This is a genomic window from Xanthomarina sp. F1114, assembly GCF_026410255.1.
Lineage (GTDB): Bacteria > Bacteroidota > Bacteroidia > Flavobacteriales > Flavobacteriaceae > Xanthomarina.
The window spans coordinates 25,817-43,575 of sequence record NZ_JAPMLL010000009.1 but is presented as its reverse complement, the minus strand read 5'-3'; the positions used below and the strand labels follow the sequence as shown (position 1 = coordinate 43,575).

Here is a 17,759-nt window from a genome sequence, read left to right as displayed (position 1 = left end):
AACAAGTAATAGCTATTTCTGATGTTTTAGACTACATTTTGTTTTTATTAAGAAGAAGATAACTATTGAAAATGAATATTAAAATGAGAATATCTCATCTAAAACTTGTCAATTAAACAAAACATGAGGTTTATCTTAACTCTTACACTTCTATTTTCATCTTTTTTAATAGATGCTCAAACATATATTAGAGCAGGCAAAGGTGATTATAAGGAAGTTGTATTTACATGGGATGGAAAATATTTACGACAAGGTAAAGGCATGTATAACAATGTATTAGTCACTTATGACGGCAAATATTTCCGAAAAGGAAAAGGAGATTACAATCTCGTTTTAGCGACTTGGGATGGAAAATATTTAAGAAAAGGGAAAGGAGACTATAAAGACGTACTTTTTACTTGGGATGGAGAATTTATTAGAGAAGGTAAGGGCGATTATAAAAAAGTTCTATACACTTTTGATGGCAAATATCTGCGTCAAGGAAAAGGAAGCTATAACACCGTTTTGTATACAATTACGGGGGATATTCCCATTGAGGTTTTAATTTTTATTGTGAGTTAATAAAAGCGAATTCTTAGAAATAGTAATTTTATTTCTCATAAAAACAAAAAAACCCCACTATTACTAGTGAAGTCTTGTGTGAGCCCGACAGGATTCGAACCTGTGACCGTCCCGATGAATCGGGATGCTCTATTTAGCAGAACTTATTAATTGCTCAATATAAACTCTGGACTTTTGTTTTTTAATATACCTTTCTCTTGCGTAGGCTTCAGTTTTGCTAACATAAAGTTCTTTATAAACAATAGCCCAATCGTTTGTTTTACCAGTATAGCCTTTGTGGTTTGTATTATGTTTACGTAAGCGCTCTTCTAACGAATCGCCAGTATGACCAACATAATAACTATCTATGTTTTTTGAATAAAGTATATAAGTATAGAATTCCATATAAAACAAAAAAACCCCACTATTACTAGTGAAGTCTTGTGTGAGCCCGACAGGATTCGAACCTGTGACCGCCTCCTTAGAAGGGAGGTGCTCTATCCAGCTGAGCTACGAGCCCGTAACTCTTAAAAATTTGTCGGGGTGGCAGGATTCGAACCTGCGACCTCCGCGTCCCAAACGCGGCGCGATAACCGGGCTACGCTACACCCCGATAACAGTTATCTGTTAAAAATAAAGCGGAGAGACAGGGATTCGAACCCTGGGTAAGTGTTTCCACCTACGACGATTTAGCAAACCGCTCCTTTCGGCCACTCAGGCACCTCTCCAGTAAATTTGTATGAACTCAGCATTTGTTTTTGAATGCGGATGCAAATGTATATCTTCTTCTTAAAGAACGCAAATCTTTTCTCTAAAATTTTTAATAATTATTCGGGATATTCAATTCGCAAATGATAAATGTTTGCAAGCTTGCGTTTTAGCACTTTTTTTATTGTTTGAATTTCTTTAAAAGTTATGTTCGCATTTAAAAATTGCTCGTCAACCATCTGTTTATTTATGATTTTTTCTACAAAAGCATCAATTTTTGTAGAAGTTGGCTCCTTTAAACTTTTTGAAGCTGCTTCTACACTATCACACATCATTAAAATAGCTGTTTCTTTACTAAAAGGCTTTGGACCAGGATAAGTAAATAACCGCTTATCTGTTAATTCATCTATATCTTTTTCCTTTTTATAAAAATAATAAACCACACTAGTTCCGTGATGGGTTCTTATAAAATCGATAACTCGATCTGGTAAATTGTTCTTTTTAGCTATTTCAATCCCATTAATTACATGATCGATAATAATTTTTGCACTTTCTCTGGAAGACAACTCATCGTGCGGATTAATTCCTGTAGATTGATTTTCGGTAAAATATGTAGGATTCATCATTTTTCCGATATCGTGATATAATGCCCCTACTCTAACTAACATGGCATTTGCTCCAATTTCGTTAGCAGAAGCCTCAGCCAAATTAGCGACATTTAAAGAGTGGTGAAAAGTTCCAGGAGCTTTATTAGATAATTCTTTTAGTAGCTTTGTATTGGTGTCGGAAAGTTCTAAAAGTGACACATCTGAAACTAATCCGAAAAGTTTTTCGTACGCATAAATTAAAGGCTGAACAAATAAAGTGGCTAAACCACAAAGTATAAACATTCCAAAGGTTTCCCATTGTAGGTTATCTACACTTCCTTCATGAATAACAAAAAAAGCAAAATATGCAATTATATAAATAAGTGTAATTTGACCCACTGAAATAAACAAGTTGGCTCGTTTATATAGTTCAGATACCGTTAGTATAGTTACTATTCCTGCAATTATTTGAAGAAACATATATTCGTAACTATTAGGCACAATTGAACCTAACAAAAGAACAGTAATTACATGAGTAAATAAACCTAAGCGTGCATCAAAAAACGCCTTTAAAACTAAAGGTAAAATACACAAAGGAACTACATAAATATATTGTGAATTATAATTAATTACTAAAGTGGTTAGAAAAACCATTAAAAGGACATTAAAAAATATAAATGTCACCTTGGTATTATTTTCAAAAATGTCGTTCCTATATTTTCTTAAAAATAACAAAAGCATAAGCAAAGCCAAAGACACTAATAATGTATAAGCAAAAACAATCCAATAATAATTAGATTTAGTCCAAATCTGAGACTCATATTCAGATTCTAAAGATTTTAATTTTTGAAATTTATCGCCTTCTACTACTTCTCCTTTTGATATAATTAAAGTTTCCTTTTCTACGCTACCTCTGGTGTAAGAAATTTTTTCTATATCGCTTTGAACCGCTTTTTCTGTAAATGTTTTATCATAAGTAAGATTGGGTTCTATAATATCAAAAAACAAGGATATAAAAGGAATTTGAAATTCGGTTAAACCATCTTTAACAAGCACCTTAGTTATTATATCTCTAATGTTATTTTGCTTAATTAAATCAGAATATTTTACGGTTTGCTTCTCTATTCGGCCTTCTAGAAGAACAACCTTTTTATTTTCAGAAAAACTGTAATCTTCGTCCAAAACTCCATTGGCATAAAATGTATTAATAAGGTTAAGTCCAAGCTTATATAATTCGTTTTTATTTGAAGTCACCAACGAATCAGGTAGTTCTATTTTAAACTCAGATTTAAACCCAGAAATAACTCTTTCTTTTGTTTTGGTATCTACATTAAAATACAGAATAGAATTATCCCTAATGTTTTTCTTTTCTGCATTAATTTCTTCATCAGTTTTTTTAATGGCAAAATCGAAAGGCGCATACAGATTTTCTGATTGCCATGGCTTTCCTCTTTCAAAATTATATTTAAACTTACCGCTCTTAGGGAATAAATAAACAATTAAAAACGTGGCACTTATAAAGAGAATCAGTTTATAAGCAAGAGAATGATTTCTATATAGATAATTAGTAAAGTCTTTCATTGATAAGGTTCAAGTATTCAAATGTAATAAAAATAACAGCGAAATTGATTACTTATATTATTCTAAACATTCTAAATTCTCTGAAAAAATGACTAATTTTGCGTGAATAAAATTTAAATCCGTATAAAATGAGCAAAGAAGTTGTAATAGTGTCTGCCGCAAGAACGCCAATAGGAAGTTTTTTAGGATCTTTATCTAGTATACCTGCACCAAGATTGGGCGCAGTAGCTATTAAAGGTGCTTTAGATAAAATAAACCTTGACCCTAATTTAGTTCAAGAAGTTATCATGGGTAACGTGGTACAAGCGGGAACTGGACAAGCTCCTGCTAGGCAAGCTGCTATTTATGCTGGACTTCCAAATACTGTTCCATGTACAACGGTAAATAAAGTTTGTGCTTCTGGAATGAAAAGTGTTATGCAAGCTGCTCAAGCTATTGCTTTAGGAGATGCCGATATTATTGTAGCTGGAGGAATGGAGAACATGAGTTTAATTCCGCATTATTACCATGCACGTTCTGGAACAAAATTTGGTCCGGCAAAGATGGAAGACGGAATGCAAAAAGACGGTCTAGTTGATGCATACGACAACAATGCCATGGGAGTTTGTGCCGATGCTTGTGCTACAGAATATAAGTTCTCTCGCGAAGATCAAGATGCCTTTGCTGTTCAATCCTACAAACGTTCTGCTGCTGCTTGGGAAGCTGGAAAATTCGATAATGAAGTTGTTCCTGTTGAAGTTCCTCAGCGTCGTGGAGATGCTATTGTTGTTTCTAAAGACGAAGAATTTATCAATGTCAAATTAGATAAAATACCAGCTTTACGTCCTGCTTTTACAAAAGACGGAACAGTAACAGCTGCCAACTCTTCTACTATTAATGATGGTGCTGGAGCAATGGTTTTAATGAGCAAAGAAAAAGCCTTAGAATTAGGTTTAAAGCCACTAGCTACAATTACAGGTTATGCAGATGCAGCTCACGAACCGGAATGGTTTACTACCGCACCAGCAAAAGCACTACCAAAAGCTTTAAACCGAGCTGGAGTTTCTCTAAAAGATGTGGAATACTTTGAATTTAATGAAGCATTTTCTATAGTTGGCTTAGCTAATATGAAAATTTTAGGCCTTAACGATAGCAATGTAAACGTTAACGGTGGTGCTGTTTCTTTAGGTCACCCACTAGGTTGTTCTGGAGTAAGAATATTAATTACTCTATTAAATGTTTTAGAACAAAACAATGCCAAAATTGGTGCAGCTGCCATTTGTAATGGTGGTGGCGGGGCTTCGGCTGTTGTTATTGAAAGAAACTAATATTTTTTATTGTTATTATTTATTGATTATAAGACATCAACTAAATTATGTTTTTATTACTTTTTACTTATTTAAGTGCATAAAATAGTTAATAGTAATATCAAAGATAGAATCATTTTATGCAATACGGAATTTGTAACTTAAGCATTGTTCCTTTAAGATTTGAACCAACTGATACTAGCGAACTCGTTTCGCAAGTACTGTATGGCGATTATTTTAAAGTGCTTGAACAACGTAAAAATTGGAGCAAAATTCGTCTTGGTTTCGACACGTATGAAGGTTGGATAGACAATAAGCAATACGTTGAAATTACTGAAGAACAATATCAAGGTCTTCATTTAGAAACACCCATATTATCGCACGATTTAATTGAATTTGTAGAAGATACGGATTTACAACTCTATGCCATTCCGTTAGGAGCTTCTTTAAACGCACTTTCTATTTTAGGTCATTCTCATGATGGCAATGTTGTTAAAGAGCAAAAGCCTAAGTCTAATATTTTGGAAACGGCTTTTATGTATATAAACGCTCCTTATCTCTGGGGAGGAAAAACTCCTTTTGGAATAGATTGTTCTGGATTTACCCAGATGGTTTATAAGCTAAATGGCTACAAACTTTTACGTGATGCTTCTCAGCAAGCAACTCAAGGAGAAGCCTTAAGTTTTATTGAAGAAAGTGAGCCAGGAGATTTGGCCTTTTTTGATAATAGCGAGGGACAAATTGTTCATGTAGGGATTATCATGGAAGACAACTACATTATCCACGCACATGGTAAAATTAGAATTGACAGATTAGATCATTCTGGAATTTACAATCACGATATACGCAGACATACTCATAAATTACGAGTTATAAAAAAAGTGATATAAAAAAAGCTGCATATTATTGCAGCTTTTTTTATATCACTTAGGAGAGGAAATTAATTTCCTCCTAAAGATTCTACTTTAGCTTTCATTGCTTTTTGTTTAGCTGTATCACCTGTTGCACTATAGATATTCATTAGTGTTTTAGCAGCATCGATATTAGACGGATCCGTTTCTAATACAGATTCTAAGTAAGGAATAGAACTTTTATAAATTTCTAAACGTTGAGCTTTTAATTCATCGTAACGTTTGTTATCTGCTGGAGAACCACCAAGACTGTTCATTTCTTCAATTAAAGCTTTTTCTTTTCCTAAAATCATTGCCGCCATGTTAATTTTAGCATTTACATAAGATGGATCTAGTTCGATAGCTTTATCATAATATTTCTTAGCCATATCTAAATCGCCAGAATCTTGAGATAAAACTCCTAAGTTAAATTGCAATTCAGCATTGTTAGGATCTTTTGCCGTAGCCACTTCTAACAATTCTTTAAATTTCTCATTATTTCCTAATTCAAAATATAAATTAGCTTCAGAAATTAACAAGTTTAAATCTTCTGGATTTTCTTTTCTTGCTTTAGAAATAGCATTTAAGGCTTTATCATTTTCTCCTTTACTTTTGTAGATAGATGCAATAGCTTTCACTATTTCCTCTCTTTTAGATTCGGTAATACGTTCTGCTGGTTTAATATGAGTTCCGCTTTTAACAGATAAGTCTCTCATAGTTTTGCTAGCAAAAACCTCTTCTTCTCCAGAGTCTTTTATTATGGCATAATATTCTACTTCAATTCCGGTATAACCTAAGTCGTCTAGCTCTTCATATAGAACCAGTGCTCTATCGAACTCCTGTACGCCAGAGGCTGTAATTGCAGCATAGTATAAATACAGAGTGTCTCTAGTTGAAACTCTATATGCATTTTCAAAATTCTTAGAAGATGTACTATAATCTTTACCTTCGTATGCTTCATTTGCCTGTGTAACAAACGATTGAACCATAGTTGTTTTTAATTCGGCAGTTTCGGTTTCTAAGCCTTCTTCTATTAAACCTAAGCTTTTTAGAGCTTTTGCTATATCGTCGTTATTTGCAGAACCATTAGCGTATAAAGCTTCAGCATTTAAATAATAATAATTGGCTTTATACTTATCATCCATTGAATTGGGATCTAACTGACCTAAAATAGATTTAGCCTCTGCGAAATTACTTTTCTTAATGGCTTTTTCCGCTTCTCTTAATTCCTTTTTCTGAGCAAAAGTCACAGTAGAAATTAGGATTGCTAAAGCAGCTATAAAATGTTTTTTCATTGTTTTTAGTTTATTAAATTATTTTTTTTTATTCTTCTTCGTCTGATTTATCAAGAGTTGTGCCATCTTCAGTTTGATTTTCGATTTCAGTAGATTCGGAAGGAATGACATCTCCATTTTCATCTAACTCTACTTCATCTTCATCATGCATAACTTTAGCTACGGCTGCAATAGAATCGTTTCCTTTTAAGTTAATAAGCTTGACACCTTGTGTGGCTCTTCCCATTACTCTTAAATCTTGAACAGCCATTCTAATAGCAACACCAGATTTGTTAATAATCATTAAATCATCGTTATCTGTTACGTTCTTGATAGCTACTAAGTTTCCGGTTTTTTCTGTAATAGAAATGGTTTTAACTCCTTTTCCGCCACGGTTAGTAATTCTGTAATCTTCTAAACTAGAACGTTTTCCATAACCGTTTTCAGAAACAACAAGAATATCGCTTTCCATATCGTCTACAGCAATCATACCAACAACTTCATCTGTTTTTTCATCTGCTAAACGAATCCCTCTAACTCCAGAGGCATTTCTTCCCATTGGACGCGTTTTAGCTTCTTCAAATCTAATGGCTTTACCAGATTTTAAAGCTAGCATCACTTCACTTTCTCCTGTAGTTAATTTTGCTTCTAGTAATTCGTCATCATCTTTAATTGTAATGGCATTAATTCCGTTAGCTCTTGGTCTAGAGTACTGCTCTAAAGAAGTTTTCTTTACCTGACCTTTTTTGGTTGCCATGATAACGTAATGACTATTAATATAATCTTCGTCTTTTAAATCTTGTGTACAAATAAAAGCTTTAACAGAATCGTCTTGTTCTATGTTAATTAGGTTTTGAATTGCACGACCTTTAGATGTTTTACTTCCTTCAGGAATTTCGTAAACTCGCATCCAGAAACATTTTCCTTTCTGAGTAAAGAATAACATATACTGGTGGTTGGTACCAACAAATAAGTACTCTAAAAAGTCTTCGTTTCTAGTAGTCGAAGCTTTTTGTCCAACTCCTCCTCTATTCTGTGTTTTGTATTCTGTAAGAGATGTACGTTTAATATATCCTGCATGAGAAATTGTAATAACTACTTTCTCGTCTGGAATCATATCTTCAATACTTAAATCTCCTCCAGCGTATTCAATAACAGAACGACGATCGTCTCCGTACTTATTTTTAACTTCTTCTAATTCGGTTTTAATGATTTCCATACGACGTTCTTTTTTAGCAAGAATGTCTTTTAAATCTTCAATGGTTATCATCAATTCGTCGTATTCTGAACGTAATTTATCTTGTTCTAAACCTGTAAGTTGACGCAAACGCATTTCAACAATAGCCTTAGCTTGAATTTCTGAAAGCTCAAAGCGTTCAATAAGTTTGGCTCTAGCTTCATCTGCATTAGAAGATGCACGGATAAGTGCTATAACCTCATCTATATTATCTGAAGCAATAATTAATCCTTCAAGAATATGAGCACGTTCTTCTGCTTTGCGTAATTCGTAAGTTGTTCTTCTAACTACAACATCGTGTCTATGTTCAACAAAATAATGGATTAATTCTTTTAAATTTAACAATTGTGGTCTTCCGTTAACTAATGCAATATTATTTACACTAAAAGAAGACTGTAGAGCTGTATATTTAAAAAGTTTATTTAAAACTATATTTGGAATGGCATCTCTTTTTAACACGTAAACAATACGCATTCCACTTCTATCAGATTCGTCACGGATACTAGCAATACCATCCATTTTCTTTTCATTAACCAAATCGGCAGTCTTTTTAATCATGTCTGCTTTATTGACTTGGTAAGGAATTTCTGTTACAATAATACATTCTCTTCCTTGAACTTCTTCAATAACGGCTTTGGCTCTCATGACAACTCGTCCACGACCTGTATGAAAAGCTTCTTTTACGCCATCGTAACCGTAAATGGTTCCCCCTGTAGGGAAATCTGGGGCTTTTATATATGTAATTAACTCATCTATTTCAATATCATGATTATCGATATAAGCAATAGTTCCATCTACAACCTCGCTTAAGTTATGCGGAGGCATATTGGTAGCCATACCTACGGCAATACCTGAAGCTCCATTAACCAAAAGCCCAGGAATTCTTGTTGGTAATACCGTTGGTTCTTTTAACGTGTCGTCAAAATTCAACTTATGATCGACGGTTTCCTTATCGATATCCGCCAACATATCTTCAGATATTTTTCGCATACGCGCTTCTGTATAACGCATTGCTGCTGGACTATCTCCATCCACAGAACCAAAGTTACCTTGTCCGTCTACAAGCATATAACGCAAACTCCATTCTTGAGCCATACGTACCATAGTGTCATAAACCGATGTATCTCCATGTGGGTGATACTTACCTAAAACTTCCCCAACAATTCTGGCAGATTTTTTATGTGCTCCAGTAGCCCTAATTCCGAGTTCGTGCATTCCAAAAAGTACACGTCTATGAACTGGTTTTAAACCGTCTCTTACATCTGGTAAGGCACGTGACACAATGACTGACATTGAATAATCAATGTAAGCCGATTTCATCTCATCTTCAATATTAATTGGAATGAGTTTTTCTCCTTCTGTCATATATAAATTAAATTAGTTTTTTCAAGTTTTTCAAATCGTGCTAATATAACCAATTCATCAGTCATAGTAGGTCTTTCTTATGTTTTTTTTGAAGTTTTTTATTAACAATCTACAGACGATTTATTTAATAAGTAAGCTGTTAAATATTTTGATTTTGTAAAGTTTTTTTTGTCTATTAGCACAAAACCTATATTTTAAGGTATAGTTTTTGATTTTATTGAGATGAATTTAGTATTTTTAATGAAGAAAGGATTGAAATATGGATGATAATTTTTCCCCAAGAGTAAAAGATGTAATTGCCTATAGTAAAGAAGAGGCCTTACGATTAGGACACGATTTTATTGGCACAGAACATTTAATGCTTGGTTTACTGCGTGACGGAGATGGCAAAGCCATAAACATTTTAAATGCTTTAGAAATCGATTTAAACCATTTAAGACGTAAAGTTGAAATATTAAGTCCTGCAAACCCTAATGTAGCCGTAGTCTCGAACGAAAAAAAGAACCTACACTTAACCAGACAAGCAGAACGAGCTTTAAAAACAACATTTTTAGAAGCAAAATTATTTCAAAGCACTTCTATAAATACAGCGCATTTACTGCTTTGTATTTTAAGAAATGAAAATGACCCTACAACCAAGCTTTTAAATAAGCTGAAAGTAGATTATGATAATGCAAAAGAACAATTTAAGTTTATGATTACTAACGAAGATGATTATATAGAACCAAAAGCAGAATCATTTCAAGATGATGATGCGAACATGGATGACGATACGTCTAAAGAGAACTTATTTAATTCTCCTTCCTCGAAAGCCAATAAAAAATCTAAAACACCAGTATTAGATAATTTTGGTCGTGATTTAACTGCCATGGCAGAAGAAGGAAAATTAGATCCAGTTGTTGGACGTGAAAAAGAAATAGAACGTGTCTCTCAAATTTTGAGTAGAAGAAAGAAAAACAACCCCCTTTTAATTGGAGAGCCGGGTGTTGGTAAATCGGCCATAGCCGAAGGTTTAGCTAATAGAATTGTTAAACGTAAAGTATCTAGAATTCTATTTAACAAACGTGTAGTAACTCTAGATTTAGCCAGCTTAGTTGCAGGAACAAAATATAGAGGTCAGTTCGAAGAGCGTATGAAAGCTGTTATGAACGAGCTAGAAAAGAATGATGACATTATATTGTTTATAGATGAAATTCATACTATTGTTGGAGCTGGTGGAGCCACTGGAAGCTTAGATGCATCAAATATGTTTAAGCCTGCTTTAGCCCGTGGAGAAATTCAGTGTGTTGGAGCAACAACTTTAGATGAATACCGTCAATATATTGAGAAAGATGGTGCATTAGAACGTCGCTTTCAAAAGGTAATTATTGAACCTACTACAGTTGAAGAAACTATAGAGATACTAAACAATATTAAGGACAAATACGAAACGCATCACAATGTAGATTATACACCTGAAGCTATTGAAGCTTGTGTAAAATTAACGAATAGATACATGACAGAGCGTTTTTTACCAGATAAAGCTATTGATGCTTTAGATGAAGCAGGTTCTCGTGTACATATTAAAAACATCAATGTTCCTAAACAAATTTTAGAACTTGAAAAACAATTAGAAGAAGTTAAAGAATCTAAGACTTCGGTTGTTAAAAAACAAAAATATGAAGAAGCCGCTAAACTTAGAGACGACGAAAAACGAATAGAAAAAGATTTAGCCGTAGCGCAAGAAAAATGGGAAGAGGATACAAAATTACATCGTGAAGTTGTAACTGAAGAAAATGTAGCCGATGTGGTATCCATGATGACTGGAATTCCAGTAAATAGAATAGCACAAGCAGAAAGTTCCAAATTAGCGCAATTACCAGAATTAATAAAAGGAAAAGTTATTGGTCAGGATGAAGCTGTTGCTAAAGTGGTAAAAGCTATTCAAAGAAACAGAGCCGGACTAAAAGACCCCAATAAGCCTATTGGGTCGTTTATCTTTTTAGGTCAGACAGGAGTTGGTAAAACCCAATTAGCAAAGGTTTTATCTAAACAATTGTTTGATAGCGAAGATTCTCTTGTAAGAATAGATATGAGTGAATATATGGAGAAATTTGCCATTTCAAGATTAGTTGGAGCACCTCCAGGATACGTAGGTTATGAAGAAGGTGGTCAATTAACTGAAAAAATTAGACGCAAACCATATGCTGTAGTACTTTTAGATGAAATTGAAAAGGCTCACCCAGATGTCTTTAATATGCTTTTACAAGTTCTTGACGATGGTTATTTAACTGATAGTTTAGGAAGAAAAATTGATTTTAGAAATACCATTATTATCATGACTTCTAATATTGGTTCAAGAAAGCTAAAAGACTTTGGTACCGGAGTTGGTTTTGGAACATCTTCTCAGAAAGCCCAAGAAGATGCTAATGCCAGAGGTGTTATTGAAAACGCTCTTAAAAAAGCATTTGCTCCTGAATTTTTAAATAGAATAGACGATGTTGTTGTATTTAATGCTTTAGAAAAAGAAGACATTAATAAAATAATTGATATTGAATTAGAAAAACTAATTGAACGTATTAAGTCTCTAGACTATACTTTAAAATTAAGTAAAAGCGCTAAAGATTATATTGCAGACAAAGGTTTTGATAAACAATATGGTGCTAGACCTTTAAAAAGAGCTATACAAAAATATGTTGAAGACAAATTAGCCGAAGAAATTATTAATTCTAATATTGAAGAAGGAGATACTATCTTTATGGACTTAGATAAAAAGTCGCAAGAATTAATAGTTAAAATTGAAAAAGCTAAAAAACCAACGGAATCTTAATTCCTACCGTTTATAGTAATTATAAAAACGCCACTCAAATTTAGTAGTGGCGTTTTTAATTTAGTATCTATTTATTTACTAATTTTACTATACCTTTTTTACATTTATAGATATGTCAGAAATATTGACTTTCCCGTTTGGCACTGTTTCAATTCACGACTTTTATATGGTTGCGAAAATGAACGAAGGTGTTACTGTAGATCCAGAACTCAATAGTATTTTGGAGGATATCTCTAAGACTCATTTTAAAGACAAAAACTTTGTATATATCACCCATAGAGTTAATTCGTATTCTGTGGATCCAAATATTTATTTTAAAACCTCTCAAATACCTAACCTAATTGGGTTTGCAGTAGTTTTAGGAAATGAAATTCGCTTAGATAATATTGAAATAGAAAAAATGTTTTTATCAAAACCATTTCATAGTTTTAAATCCTTAGATAAAGCAATTGAATGGGCCAAAGAATTGAACCCTAATTCTTAGTTTTATTAAAATAGTTCTTTACTATCTACATGCATTGTATCTAAAAACCATATAGAACTTTCTATATCTTTATACAGTTCTCTATCTACAGAAACAAAATCTACTTCTTTTCTATAAAAGCTTAAAAAGCTTTCAATAAATTCTGAAGATTTTAAATAGGTTCTTAAACTTAATGCTTGAGATGCATTAAACAATTCTATAGCTAATACACGTTTTACATTTTCAATTAATTTATATGCTTGTGTTGCAGCATTGGCTCCCATACTTACATGATCTTCTTGTCCGTTACTAGACACAATACTATCAATACTTGCAGGAGAAGCTAGCTGTTTATTAGCACTTACAATACTTGCGGCTGTGTATTGAGGAATCATAAATCCGGAATTTAAACCTGGACTATCTACCAGAAAAGCTGGCAACCCTCTTAATCCTGAAACCAATTGAAACACACGTCTTTCAGAAATATTTCCTAATTCAGCCATGGAAATTTTCAAATAATCTAGAGCAAGAGCTAAAGGCTGTCCATGAAAGTTTCCTCCAGAAATAATTTCATCTTCCTTAGAGAAAATATTAGGATTATCTGTTACCGAATTAATTTCCGTAATAAAAGTTTTTTCTACAAAAGCCAAAGTATCTTTAGTTGCGCCATGTACTTGAGGCATGCATCTAAAAGAATACGGGTCTTGTACATGTACTTTTTCTTGTTTAATTAATTCGCTGCCGTCTAAAAACTCCCGAACACGTTCAGCTGTTTTTAATTGTCCATTATGTGGTCTAACTAAATGTACCAATTCATTAAACGGTTCTATTCTGCCATCAAAAGCATCTAAAGAAATACTTCCTATTAAATCGGCAAAATAAGACAGTTTATAAGACTCAAATAATAAATTAATACCATAAGCACTCATAAATTGTGAACCATTTAAAAGCGCTAAACCTTCTTTAGACTGCATGGTTATTGGTTCCCAATCGAATTCTTTTAAAATAGATTTGCCAGAAAATGTTTCTCCCTTATAATTCACTTCTCCTTTTCCTATTAAAGGTAAAGCTAAATGGGCTAAAGGGGCTAAATCTCCAGAAGCTCCTAAAGAACCTTGGGTATATATTTTTGGAATTATATTCTTATTATAAAACTCTACCAAACGTTCAACTGTTACCAATTGTACACCACTATGACCGTAACTCAATGATTGAATTTTAAGTAACAACATTAATTTAACTATAGATTCTGGAACTTCATCTCCTGTACCACAAGCGTGAGACATCATCAAGTTTTCTTGAAGGTTTGTTAGATTATCTTTAGTAATCTTTACATTATATAAGGATCCAAAACCGGTATTAATTCCATAAATTGGATCGTCTTGATTTTTTAATTTTTCATCTAAATAGTTTCTACACGTAGTAATTTTTTCTTTAGCTTCATCTGAAAGTTGTATTTGCTTACTTTCGGTAACAATACTATAAAGTGTTTTTAAATCGAGTGTTTTGGTAGAAATTAAATGAATGTTATCCATGGTCTTTTTAAATTAAATTCAAAATTCAGCATTACAAATCGTTTATGCAAACATTTGTTAATAATTAACGGTAATGAGGAAAAATATAATTATTCTTTTACTTTTGATAAAAAATATAAAACTAACAATGAAAAAAATATTATTTCTATTAAGTGCCATTGCAATTATTTCATGCAAGGAAGAAACCAAAGAGCCAAAAGATTATGTAACCTTTTCTGGAAAAATTACAAACAAAAGTAGCGACTCTGTTGTTGTAAGATCAAAAACCTATTCTAAAACCATTAAAGTGAATGATGATGGGAGTTTTAGCGATACTCTAAAAGTTGAAACTGGGGTATATAATTTTTATGACGGTAATGAAAGCACGAATTTATTCTTAAAGAATGGTTATGATATTAACCTGACTTTAAATACTAAGGAATTTGATGAAACCATTAAATATACAGGAACTGGTTCTGATAATAGTAACTTTTTAGCTCAGAAATCACTTAAAGAAGAAGAGTTATTAAATATGGATGAGTTGAGTACCATAACTGAGATTGACGAGCTTGACACTGCTATGGACAAAATAAAAATTCAACTAGATGAATTTTATAACTCCAAAACGGGTTTAGATTCAACTTTAATTTTAAATGCAAATAAAAATCTTGAGCCAATGCTTAAGTTTTATAAAGGCTATATAGCCGATGCTATTAATTTGAAGAAAGAATTACCAAAAGGAGCTCCTTCTCCATCTTTTGAGAATTATGAAAATATAGATGGAACAACAACTTCTTTAGAAGACTTAAAAGGAAAATACACATATATTGACGTTTGGGCTACTTGGTGCGGACCATGTAAGGCAGAAATCCCGTCGTTAAAAGCTTTGGAAAAAGAATATCATGGAAAAAATATTAACTTTGTAAGTCTTTCTATTGATGACGACAAGGCTCATGGTGGTTCTTGGGATAAAGCTCGTGAAAATTGGAAAGCTATGATTGCTGATGAAGAATTAAGTGGAATTCAAATATTTGCTCCAGAAGGTTGGAAAACACCTTTTATAAGAGATTATAAAATTAACGGAATTCCAAGATTTATTTTGATCGATCCAGCTGGAAATATTGTAACTCCAGATGCTCCAAGACCTTCAAGTGAAAAACTTAAAGAGCTATTCAATACTTTAGATATCTAATAGTTTTAAAATTATAAAACTGAAAAGCCACTCGAAAGAGTGGCTTTTTTATTTCTTTTCTTTCCTTTTCTTACCGGAGTTTTCTTTTGTTTTTGGCTCCTGTTCTACAGGCTCTGGTTGACTAAACAAGTCTAGATAAGCATCTCCTATAGTTTCAATAACATGACTGGCAATTAAACTTTGATAACCTGTGTGCTGCACAGCAATATCTGCCGATTTACCTTGTAAATATACTCCAAAAACAGAAGCTATTAACGGATTGTACCCTTGAGCAATTAAACCTGTAATAATCCCTGTTAATACGTCTCCTGTCCCACCCGTTGCCAAACCAGGATTTCCTGTAGTATTTACATAAAGTTTATCTTCCAAAACAGTAATTGTATTGGCTCCCTTTATAACTATAATTACATTGTATTTTTTTGTAAAAGCTTTTACTTTTTTAAGCTTATCAAAATCGTCTTCCCATTTACCAATTAAACGCTCCAACTCTTTAGGGTGAGGTGTTAAAACAGTTCCCTCTGGCAGTAATTTAATTAGGTTTTTTTTCTTAGATAAGATATTTATAGCATCAGCGTCAACTACTAAAGGTAATTTATTAGTTTTTAAAAAATCTTCTAAAGCCTTTATAGTTTTAGTATCTGTACCTAAACCAATGCCAATCCCTACAACCGTGGGAACAAAATCTAATTCTATTTTACTCAGTACCTTTTCTTCTGTATCAGTTAACACCATAGCTTCTGGAAAAGAAGATTGGAGAGCATGATATCCGCATTTAGGAATATAAGCCGTTACCAAGCCTGCTCCCGAACTTAAAGTAGCACGACTAGCAAGAGTTACAGCACCCATTTTGCCGTAGCTTCCTCCAACCATTAAAGCGTGACCATAATCACCTTTATTGGAATATTTTTCCCTAGGCTGATAGAGTGAGAGCACTTCATCCTTACCAATTAATTCAGCTTCAGTTTCTATTTTAATTAAAAATTCTCTATCAATTCCTATATCTAAAACCTCCCATTCTATGGAGTATTTTGCTGTATCCGGTAAAAAGAAAATTAATTTAGGCGATTGAAAACTCAAAGTATAGTTTGCCCAAACAACGCCATTTTCATCTTTTGGCACTTGATTGGTATGCAAACCTGAGGGAATATCTATGGCCAAAGTAAATGCTTTAGAAGTCTTAAAATGCTGAAATAGTTGTTTTACCCATACCCCAACTTCTCGATTCAAACCAATACCAAAAACAGCATCAATAATAATATCGTTCGCATCTATAGCAGGAAAATCTTCTTTACAGTTTAATAAAATTGGCCATTTCTTTGTTACCTGTTTTATTCTGTCGTAATTATTTAAAAAATCTTTAGAACGTTTTTTACTACAATTAACTACATAAACATGCACATTATACCCATAAGTAATTAAATGTCTGGCAACTACCAACCCATCTCCACCATTATTACCAATTCCACAAAACACATGAATTGGTACTTGAGCACCTTGCATTCTGGTATGTAACCAATTAAAAATTTGAACACCCGCGCGTTCCATTAATTCCGTAGAAGAAATACCTTGTCTTTGGGCAGTTAATTTATCGCCTTCGTAAATTTGTTCTTTTGATAATATTTTCATGGCAAATTTTCTCGATTAGAATTATGTGAATAAAACAATACGTCTCTCAAAAATACAGTTAATTTTATAGGTACTAAAATTATACTTTTGAAATTCGAAAAACAAACAAAAACCTTATCTAATGACCACAATAAATAAAGCGGATATTGATAATGCTCGTTGTCTTTCAATTCTTGGAAAACAGACTTTTCTAGAATCCCACGGCATGAGTGCTCCAGAAAAAGACGTATCAAACTACGTAGATTCGAAGTTTACAAAGCAAGTTTTTAAGGCTGAATTAAACAATGCTGATAATATCTTTCATATTATTTATTATAACAAAACACCTGTTGGATATTCTAAAATAATCTTAAATAGCTCTCAAGAAAACATTCAAATTAAAGGTATTACAAAGTTAGAAAGACTTTATATTTTAAAAGAGTATCACCATTTAAAATTAGGATTAGAACTTTTAAATTTTAACCTGGATTTATCTCAAAAAAACCAACAAACCGGAATATGGTTATACGTATGGATTGAAAACCATAAAGCCATTAATTTTTATAAAAAAGCAGGGTTTAAAATTATAGATAAATACAATTTCAAGATTTCTGAAACACATTCAAATCCAAATCATCAGATGCTTTTGATTTACAATTAGTTACGCAAAGTTTAACTAAAAAAGTTTATTTTCGTGGAACACAAACC

At 32.7% G+C, this 17,759-nt stretch carries 13 protein-coding genes and 3 tRNA genes; 7 read left to right on the top strand and 9 right to left on the bottom strand.

What is annotated here, in order from left to right:
• Nucleotides 1–123 precede the first annotated feature (123 nt).
• Nucleotides 124–561: a 6-fold beta flower protein gene (locus tag OS188_RS08685; protein ID WP_267148440.1), complete on the top strand. Its 438-nt coding sequence runs from the start codon at nucleotides 124–126 to the stop codon at nucleotides 559–561.
• Between the two features lie 129 nt (nucleotides 562–690).
• Here OS188_RS08685 and OS188_RS08680 read toward each other — a convergent pair whose 3' ends face one another.
• The 5 genes from OS188_RS08680 to OS188_RS08660 form a co-directional block, all read right to left on the bottom strand.
• On the bottom strand, nucleotides 691–945 hold the full coding sequence (locus OS188_RS08680) for a GIY-YIG nuclease family protein (RefSeq protein ID WP_267148439.1): 255 nt from the start codon (nucleotides 943–945) through the stop codon (nucleotides 691–693).
• 41 nt (nucleotides 946–986) lie between these two features.
• Nucleotides 987–1,060 (bottom strand) — tRNA-Arg (locus OS188_RS08675).
• A gap of 18 nt (nucleotides 1,061–1,078) precedes the next feature.
• Nucleotides 1,079–1,153: transfer RNA gene (locus tag OS188_RS08670), tRNA-Pro, on the bottom strand.
• Between the two features lie 26 nt (nucleotides 1,154–1,179).
• Nucleotides 1,180–1,268: transfer RNA gene (locus OS188_RS08665), tRNA-Ser, on the bottom strand.
• Between the two features lie 99 nt (nucleotides 1,269–1,367).
• A complete protein-coding gene (locus tag OS188_RS08660; protein WP_267148438.1) occupies nucleotides 1,368–3,416 on the bottom strand; it encodes an HD family phosphohydrolase in 2,049 nt (682 codons plus the stop codon).
• A gap of 128 nt (nucleotides 3,417–3,544) precedes the next feature.
• Between OS188_RS08660 and OS188_RS08655 the strand changes: the two genes are divergently transcribed.
• Nucleotides 3,545–4,723, top strand: a complete 1,179-nt coding sequence (locus tag OS188_RS08655) for an acetyl-CoA C-acyltransferase (RefSeq protein WP_267148437.1) — start codon at nucleotides 3,545–3,547, stop codon at nucleotides 4,721–4,723.
• Nucleotides 4,724–4,842: 119 nt separating this feature from the next.
• Nucleotides 4,843–5,592, top strand: a complete 750-nt coding sequence (locus OS188_RS08650; protein ID WP_267148436.1) for a C40 family peptidase — start codon at nucleotides 4,843–4,845, stop codon at nucleotides 5,590–5,592.
• Between the two features lie 50 nt (nucleotides 5,593–5,642).
• On the opposite strand, the gene OS188_RS08645 is transcribed toward OS188_RS08650, so the two are convergent.
• Together OS188_RS08645 and gyrA are read right to left on the bottom strand one after the other, a co-directional pair.
• Nucleotides 5,643–6,887: a tetratricopeptide repeat protein gene (locus tag OS188_RS08645; protein ID WP_267148435.1), complete on the bottom strand. Its 1,245-nt coding sequence runs from the start codon at nucleotides 6,885–6,887 to the stop codon at nucleotides 5,643–5,645.
• 28 nt (nucleotides 6,888–6,915) lie between these two features.
• On the bottom strand, nucleotides 6,916–9,468 hold the full coding sequence (gene gyrA / locus OS188_RS08640) for a DNA gyrase subunit A (RefSeq protein ID WP_267148434.1): 2,553 nt from the start codon (nucleotides 9,466–9,468) through the stop codon (nucleotides 6,916–6,918).
• Nucleotides 9,469–9,727: 259 nt separating this feature from the next.
• Here gyrA and OS188_RS08635 point away from each other — a divergent pair, with 259 nt between their 5' ends.
• Together OS188_RS08635 and OS188_RS08630 are read left to right on the top strand one after the other, a co-directional pair.
• The gene (locus OS188_RS08635) at nucleotides 9,728–12,277 is read left to right on the top strand and encodes an ATP-dependent Clp protease ATP-binding subunit (RefSeq protein WP_267148433.1); all 2,550 of its coding nucleotides are present in this window, start codon (nucleotides 9,728–9,730) and stop codon (nucleotides 12,275–12,277) included.
• Nucleotides 12,278–12,389: 112 nt separating this feature from the next.
• Entirely contained in the window at nucleotides 12,390–12,761 is a 372-nt protein-coding gene (locus tag OS188_RS08630; protein WP_267148432.1) for a hypothetical protein, read from the top strand.
• A gap of 5 nt (nucleotides 12,762–12,766) precedes the next feature.
• Here the strand turns inward: OS188_RS08630 and hutH are convergent, their stop codons facing one another.
• Nucleotides 12,767–14,275, bottom strand: coding sequence for a histidine ammonia-lyase (gene hutH / locus OS188_RS08625; RefSeq protein WP_267148431.1), 1,509 nt, complete (start codon nucleotides 14,273–14,275; stop codon nucleotides 12,767–12,769).
• 127 nt (nucleotides 14,276–14,402) lie between these two features.
• Between hutH and OS188_RS08620 the strand changes: the two genes are divergently transcribed.
• Nucleotides 14,403–15,446: a TlpA family protein disulfide reductase gene (locus OS188_RS08620; RefSeq protein WP_267148430.1), complete on the top strand. Its 1,044-nt coding sequence runs from the start codon at nucleotides 14,403–14,405 to the stop codon at nucleotides 15,444–15,446.
• Between the two features lie 48 nt (nucleotides 15,447–15,494).
• Here the strand turns inward: OS188_RS08620 and OS188_RS08615 are convergent, their stop codons facing one another.
• Nucleotides 15,495–17,072: an NAD(P)H-hydrate dehydratase gene (locus OS188_RS08615; RefSeq protein WP_267148429.1), complete on the bottom strand. Its 1,578-nt coding sequence runs from the start codon at nucleotides 17,070–17,072 to the stop codon at nucleotides 15,495–15,497.
• A gap of 121 nt (nucleotides 17,073–17,193) precedes the next feature.
• Between OS188_RS08615 and OS188_RS08610 the strand changes: the two genes are divergently transcribed.
• Entirely contained in the window at nucleotides 17,194–17,712 is a 519-nt protein-coding gene (locus OS188_RS08610) for a GNAT family N-acetyltransferase (RefSeq protein WP_267148428.1), read from the top strand.
• Nucleotides 17,713–17,759: the final 47 nt, after the last annotated feature.